1 pseudogene is annotated in these 253 nt (G+C 53.0%); it reads left to right on the top strand.

The annotated features are described in order from the left end of the window. A pseudogene (locus IV91_RS0115265) lies at nucleotides 1-253 on the top strand (IS1380 family transposase); the annotation flags it as partial.

Raw genomic sequence — 253 nt, 5'->3', positions numbered from 1 at the left:
ACTCTACAAGCACCATGGTACCCATGAGCAATTTCATTCTGAATTCAAAAGCGATCTGGACCTGGAGCGTTTGCCCTCGGGCAAATTCGACACCAACGATGCCATCGTGCATCTGGCTTCTTTTGCCTACAACTGTCTGCGTTTGCTGGGACAACTGGGATTGACCGGAGAGATTTCCCCCATCCGGCACCCCGCCAAGCGCAGGAGACTGAAGACGGTATTGCAGGAAATCATGTATCGGGCCGCCAGAATG

The organism is Ferrovum myxofaciens (assembly GCF_000735045.1).
GTDB lineage: Bacteria > Pseudomonadota > Gammaproteobacteria > Burkholderiales > Ferrovaceae > Ferrovum > Ferrovum myxofaciens.
Note: the sequence above shows the minus strand (reverse complement) of the source record. Positions and strands in the feature narration are given on the sequence as shown.